The sequence below is a fragment of the Candidatus Thiopontia autotrophica genome, from assembly GCF_982804495.1.
In genome coordinates this window covers 1-5,977 of record NZ_CEYDPX010000004.1, presented here as the reverse complement: position 1 = coordinate 5,977, position 5,977 = coordinate 1, and the positions used below count along the sequence as shown (strand labels likewise).

The 5,977-nt window shown below is 50.0% G+C and carries 7 protein-coding genes and 2 tRNA genes; 4 read left to right on the top strand and 5 right to left on the bottom strand.

Going from position 1 to position 5,977, the window contains the following annotated elements; all coding sequences use genetic code 11:
- Window positions 1–20 precede the first annotated feature (20 nt).
- Together AC3ZFK_RS02455 and AC3ZFK_RS02450 are read right to left on the bottom strand one after the other, a co-directional pair.
- Window positions 21–527 (bottom strand): DUF1249 domain-containing protein, encoded by a 507-nt coding sequence (locus AC3ZFK_RS02455; protein ID WP_487507384.1) that lies wholly within the window; start codon window positions 525–527, stop codon window positions 21–23.
- Between the two features lie 13 nt (window positions 528–540).
- Entirely contained in the window at window positions 541–1,146 is a 606-nt protein-coding gene (locus tag AC3ZFK_RS02450; protein ID WP_487507383.1) for an NUDIX domain-containing protein, read from the bottom strand.
- A gap of 61 nt (window positions 1,147–1,207) precedes the next feature.
- Between AC3ZFK_RS02450 and AC3ZFK_RS02445 the strand changes: the two genes are divergently transcribed.
- The 4 genes from AC3ZFK_RS02445 (at window position 1,208) to AC3ZFK_RS02430 (ending at window position 2,158) form a co-directional block, all read left to right on the top strand.
- Window positions 1,208–1,284 (top strand) — tRNA-Arg (locus AC3ZFK_RS02445).
- A 151-nt stretch (window positions 1,285–1,435) separates the two neighbouring features.
- Window positions 1,436–1,630 carry a type II toxin-antitoxin system HicA family toxin gene (locus tag AC3ZFK_RS02440; RefSeq protein ID WP_487507382.1) on the top strand — a complete coding sequence of 65 codons (195 nt, stop codon included), beginning with the start codon at window positions 1,436–1,438 and terminating at the stop codon, window positions 1,628–1,630.
- Complete coding sequence (locus AC3ZFK_RS02435; protein WP_487507381.1) at window positions 1,627–1,962, top strand: type II toxin-antitoxin system HicB family antitoxin; 336 nt, start codon at window positions 1,627–1,629, stop codon at window positions 1,960–1,962. Before AC3ZFK_RS02440 ends, AC3ZFK_RS02435 begins: the two co-directional genes overlap by 4 nt.
- A gap of 119 nt (window positions 1,963–2,081) precedes the next feature.
- A tRNA-Arg gene (locus tag AC3ZFK_RS02430) sits at window positions 2,082–2,158 on the top strand.
- 2 nt (window positions 2,159–2,160) lie between these two features.
- Here the strand turns inward: AC3ZFK_RS02430 and AC3ZFK_RS02425 are convergent.
- From AC3ZFK_RS02425 to AC3ZFK_RS02415, 3 genes are read right to left on the bottom strand one after another with little or no spacing between them, the layout of a single operon-like run.
- Window positions 2,161–3,231 carry an ABC transporter ATP-binding protein gene (locus AC3ZFK_RS02425; RefSeq protein WP_487507380.1) on the bottom strand — a complete coding sequence of 357 codons (1,071 nt, stop codon included), beginning with the start codon at window positions 3,229–3,231 and terminating at the stop codon, window positions 2,161–2,163.
- A 31-nt stretch (window positions 3,232–3,262) separates the two neighbouring features.
- Entirely contained in the window at window positions 3,263–4,906 is a 1,644-nt protein-coding gene (locus tag AC3ZFK_RS02420) for an ABC transporter permease (RefSeq protein ID WP_487541589.1), read from the bottom strand.
- Between the two features lie 6 nt (window positions 4,907–4,912).
- Complete coding sequence (locus tag AC3ZFK_RS02415; protein WP_487541591.1) at window positions 4,913–5,974, bottom strand: extracellular solute-binding protein; 1,062 nt, start codon at window positions 5,972–5,974, stop codon at window positions 4,913–4,915.
- Between the last annotated feature and the right edge of the window lie 3 nt (window positions 5,975–5,977).

Sequence of the window (5,977 nt, the reverse complement as noted above, 5' to 3'; positions counted from 1 at the left end):
TAAGCTTTTTCAGAGGTTCTTTAGAAACTGTAATCCTGCTCGATGCAGTGTCTCAACCAGTGGTTGAGGAACAGATTGAGGCGCCAGCGGGCATCAAGATTCTCCTCACCATCGCGCACCAGAGAGAGGAAAGAGCGCAGAGACTCTCCCTGACTCATTGACATAACCTCTGCTTGCTGACTGTCGTGGTATAGACGTATCTTGGCAGATGGCTCCTCCTCACTACCGGACAACCCCACAAAGCGGTGAGTCAACAGCAGTGTTGTGGTGAATTTATTCTCTTCAACCACCGTAAGGAACAGCGGGAATTCACCCTCAGCCACAAACTGTTTTTCAAAGTTGCGGGTACGGACATCAGGGACAAGGCGAAAGAAGAGATCAAAGTTCTCTTCATACAGAGCCATCAGACTCTTCAGATCATGGCGAACCAGTTTTTTGAGAAGTGCGATATTCTCTGCCTGGGCAGGAGTTGCGACCCCCCTTCTTGCCCGGCTAATCGCCCTGTTGATTGTCCCCTCATAATGCATAAATTGAATTCTATCAAAAACTATCGCCCCACTCCTCACGAATACGCTCTCGATTCATCACCAACCACTGCACAGCCAAAAGAGGTGTGGCTGAGTTTATTTCGCCTCTCTGCCAGATCTCCAGCAACTCTGAATAGGGGACAACATGAACCAGGATATCCTCATTTTCATGGTCCAGCCCATGTACGCCACCAGCAGCGGTTGAGTCCACCTCGCCACAATATAGAGCCAGGGTCTCTGAGGTTCCCCCAGGGCTAACCCAGTAGCGGGCAATAAACTCAAGCCTGCCAACCTGACAACCAGCCTCCTCATCACTCTCTCGTCTGGCTACCGACTCGTCACTCTCCCCCTCCTCCACCATCCCGGCAACCACCTCCAGAAACCATGCACCTGCCTCACACTCCAGCGCACCTATTCGGAACTGCTCAACCATCACCACCGCATCCTCTCTTGGATCATAAAGCAGAACTGCGACCGCATGACCACGCTCAAAAAGCTCTCGTGACATAGGTTCAGACCACCCACCCTCAAACAGCGTATGCTGCAGACGATACTTCTCCATGCGGAAAAAACCGTCATAGACAATCTGCTTATCAAGAATCTTGTATCTCTTTTCCACTACCATCCCTCTGTGACATAGCCTGTCAGCAGATATTAACCCATGGTAGAATTCGCCGCCTCTCCCCGTGGCACAACTGGATAGCGCGTGCCCCTCCTAAGGGCAAGGTTACAGGTTCGACCCCTGTCGGGGAGGCCATTTACCAGTATTTAGCCATCCACACCATAGAGAACCGTGAGCGCATCCTGAACAACCACCTCTACCCATACCTATGCAGTAGAGCGACAAAGTGGTGTCATTGAAAAGAGCATCCCTTTGACATCATCACAACTGATACTATAATGATACTATGCCGAAGAAGATTAGAGAGCTAATCCGAGAGCTTGAAAAAGCAGGGTTCCAGAACCGGGGAGGCAAAGGCAGTCACCGTAACTACCTGCACCCCTCTGGAGCGATTCTGACCATATCAGGAAAACTTGGTAACGATGCAAAACCCTACCAAGAGAAGCAGGTAACACAAAAGATTAACGAGGTATCAAAGTGAAAGAGCGTGACCGTTATTTGAAGATTGTAGAGTGGTCCGAAGAGGATCAGTGTTATGTCGGTTCTGTACCCGGCTGGATCGGACAGGCTTGTCATGGAGACAATGAAGAGAAGGTATACCACCAACTCTGCCAGATTGTAGATGAGTGGATTGATATTTATAAAAAGGATGGTAATCCATTACCGGAACCTACAGCCGGAAAAACATACTCAGGCAAGTTTGTATTGAGGATGGAACCAGAGCTACACAAACAACTTGCCATTCACGCGGCTCAGGCCGGAGTGAGCCTGAACAAATATTGCTCTCAGCAATTGGAAAGCTGTAGCGCATAACCAAACATGCAGAGGATAGATTGATCCTCGAAAAGCGGCCCCTTCAACCGCTCTCCCCTGCATCCTTTTTTTGAAGGCCACGCCGTGAATAGGTGCCACGTTACAGCTAGCAATCGCCTCTCCCCGTGGCACAACTGGATAGCGCGTGCCCCTCCTAAGGGCAAGGTTACAGGTTCGACCCCTGTCGGGGAGGCCAAACTAAAACAGGATCAGGCTCTCTTCCTGGAAAAGCAGCTTGACTCTGTCACCAACGTGAAATCGGGACAAGCCCTCCATCGAAATGCGTATCTGATCAGACTCTGATGACTCCACCAGATAGTGCATCTCCTGCCCGGAAAACTCACTTCGCACAACATGACAGACCCCATCCTCTGAAGATTCTGCCAGCTCCAGACGGATTTCATGTGGCCTGAAGAGAACCTCAACCTCCTGCTGCTCTGGATCAACCCCATTACTGAATGAGTGGACAAAGGAGCCGACAGAGGTCTTGATCTCACCGGTTTCTAAAACTTTTCCCGGAATCCAGCTACCATCCCCAACAAAATTGGCAACCCATCTATTGTTTGGTTCTGTATAAACTTGCTCTGGCGTCCCCCACTGCTGGAGCACTCCCTGATCTATCAGCCCCACCTCTTCACCGAAGAGAAATGCCTCTTCTTGATCATGAGTCACCAGAATGGCAGTGATCCCCCTCTCTTTCAGAAGATCACGAATCTCCCTAACCAGCCGCCTGCGCAGATCGGTATCAAGATTTGAGAAAGGTTCATCCATCAATAGCAGAGATGGTTTTGCCGCCAGAGCGCGGGCCAACGCCACACGCTGCTGTTGACCGCCAGAGAGCTCGTGAGGATAACGCCCTCCAAAACCCTCCATCCGTACCAGATCGAGCCACTCATTCGCCTCCCGTTTGGCATCACTCTTTGAACGATCACGGATCCCAAAGGTTACATTATCCAAAATCGACAGATGGGGGAAGAGAGCATAATCCTGAAAGATCATTCCAATATTGCGCCTCTCTGGCGGAACCATACGCTCAACAGATGAGGCGAGGGTCTGTCCCACCCAGACCTCCCCCTCTTTCAGATCATGAAAACCTGCCACCACATTTAGTAGCGTACTTTTGCCACAACCGCTAGGACCCAACAGACTGGCCAACGCCCCTTTTTTCAGGGTAATGTCGATACCACTCAATACGGTCTGATCACCGTAGTTACTAGAGAGATTTTTTATTCTCAGGATCTCATCCTGCTGCGGGCTCATCAAATTCATCTTCCACTCCTTCAATCTCTCTGCTCTCGATTTACTCTCTATGACTTGCAATCGTTCGACTCAGCAGGATTACCGGGCCAAGCCCCACCAAAACAATCATCAGGGCTGCAATCGATGATTCTTGCAACATCTCATCCGACGCAAAGTAATAGACATGAGTTGCCAATGTCTCAAAATTAAAAGGTCGCAACAGCAGTGTGGCTGGCAGCTCCTTCATCACATCCACAAAGACAATAAGTGCAGCCGTCAATAGGCCACTCCTGATCATTGGAATATGTACTCTCCAGACCATAGCAAGGGGCCCCTCTCCCAGAGAACGTGCCGCATGATCCATTGATGGTCGAATCTTTCCCAGGCTTGCATCCAACCCACCCGTTGCCACCGTAAGAAAGCGGACCACATATGCAAACAACAGAGAGAAAAGTGTTCCACTAAATATTAGTCCCGGATCATATCCAAACCATGACTGGAACCAGATATTAATCCCTCGGTCTACCCAACCAAAAAATATAACCACGCCAATGGCCAGTACCGCGCCCGGCATGGCGTAACCAACCCCTGCCAGGCGGTGCGCAAGTCCCACCCCTCCCCGCTTCTGCTGGCGCTTGGCATAGGTAACCAATAGACCGACAGTAACAGTTAACAACGCTGCCAATGTAGCCACCCATAAACTATTGAGCCCATACTCAATGATCTGCGGATTCCAGTAGTGGTCTACTGAATCCCATGCATAACTGGCCAGAACAGTAAAAGGAATCACAAAACCAAGAATGACGGGAAGGGTCACAACCAACAGGACAAGCTGACGCTCTCCTGTTGTTAGTGATTTTCGCTCAATCAGCTTTCTACTATCACCCTCCTGGTATTGTCGCTGACGGCGACGGCTCATCTGCTCTATAACAATAAGCAGCAGCACCATCCCCATCAACAGAGTGGCAATTTGTGCGGCACCACCAACATTATTGCGATTGAGCCAGATATCAAAAATTCCGGTGGTCATGGTCTCTACGGCAAAAAAATCGACCGTTCCAAAATCATTGAGAGTCTCCATCAGCACCAGTGAGGTTCCCACCGCAATCGCGGGACGGGCCGCGGGTAACGATACCCGGAAGAAGCTTCCCCAGGGGCCGCACCCCAATAGACGGCTCAGATTGCCCGGACGGTCGGACTGCTCCAAAAATGAGGCTCGCGCCAACAAGTAGACATATGGATAGAGGGTGAGAGTGAACATGGTCATTGCTCCACCCATCGAACGAATCTCGGGAAACCAGTAGTCTGATTTATAACGCCACTCAAACAACTCTCTCAGGTATCCCTGAACCGGACCTGAGTACTGCAACAGATCTGTGTAGAGATAGGCCAAAAGATAGGAGGGAAAGGCAAATGGCAACAACAGAGCCCACTGAAAAACTCGACGCCCCGGGAACTCATACCTTGTTACCAGCCAGGCTGTTGCCACACCCAATATTGCGCTTGGTACCCCTACACCAACCATCAACAGTAACGAACTTTGCAGGTAGCGCGGAAGCGTGGTCTCAAGCAGGTGCCCCCAGATATTCTCTTCCGGGAAAAATGCCTGCCCCATCACTGCCAAAATTGGCAATATCACAAACAGTGAAATGCCCCAGGCAACAGCTGCCCAGGGCATCACATGAAGTGCCTTGCGGCTATTCACAATCGCTTAACTCCCGAAGTTAACCTCTGCCACCAGCTCCGATGCTGTCTTGGAGTAATCTGCAATTTTGGCAAGAGATACTGAATCTGCCTTGAACTGGCCTCCACTGAGATACTTCGTAACTAGAGGAGATGTTGGCACCCCACCCTTTACAGGGAACTCATGATTTTCATTGGCATACATGTACTGCGCCATATCTCCAGCAAGCCACTCCATGAGTCGAATAGCATTTGATCTATTCGGCGCATACTTTAACAGACCGACACCGCTAATGTTAATGTGTGCACCACGATCATCTTGGTTTGGAAAAATCACATTTACCCCCTTTGCCCAGGCGATCTGCTCAGGGTTCTTGCCCCCATTTCCGGTAAACATTTTTCCAAAGTAGTAGGTGTTTGCAATCGCTAAGTCACACTCTCCAGAATTGACCCCGCCCACCTGCGCACGGTCATTGCCTTGCGGCTTGCGCCCCAGATTATTGTTCACCCCTTTTAACCACTCTTTGGCACCCTCTCTACCCAGTGCACTTACCATGGAGGAGATAAGGGAGATGTTATACGCATGGTTTCCCTTGCGCATACAGATCTTGTATCCCAGGTCGGGGGCTGCCAACTGCTCATAACTGGTGATTGCACCTTCTGGCACCCGATCCTTGGCAGCCATAATCACCCGTGCTCGCTGCGTCAATGCAAACCACTCTCCTTCCGGGTCGCGCAGATTCTGAGGGATATTTAATTCCAGCAGCTCACTCTTTACCGACTGCAACAGTCCTGCTTGCTTCAGTGCTGCAAGTCTACTTACATCAACAGTTAAAGCCAAATCTGCAGGGCTGTTTTTTCCTTCAGCCTTCAAGCGCTCAATCATCCCCTTCTTTGCATATACAGTGTTGACCTTGATTCCGGTTTCTGCTGTAAACATATTCAACATTGGTTCAATAAGGTGGGGCTGACGATAAGAGTAGACATTAATCTCCTCCTTAGCCAAAGCCACTCCACTCATCAACACTCCAGCCAATCCTGTTACAACACCAACCAGACCACCAATCCAAAAATATCTATCTCTTTTCATCTT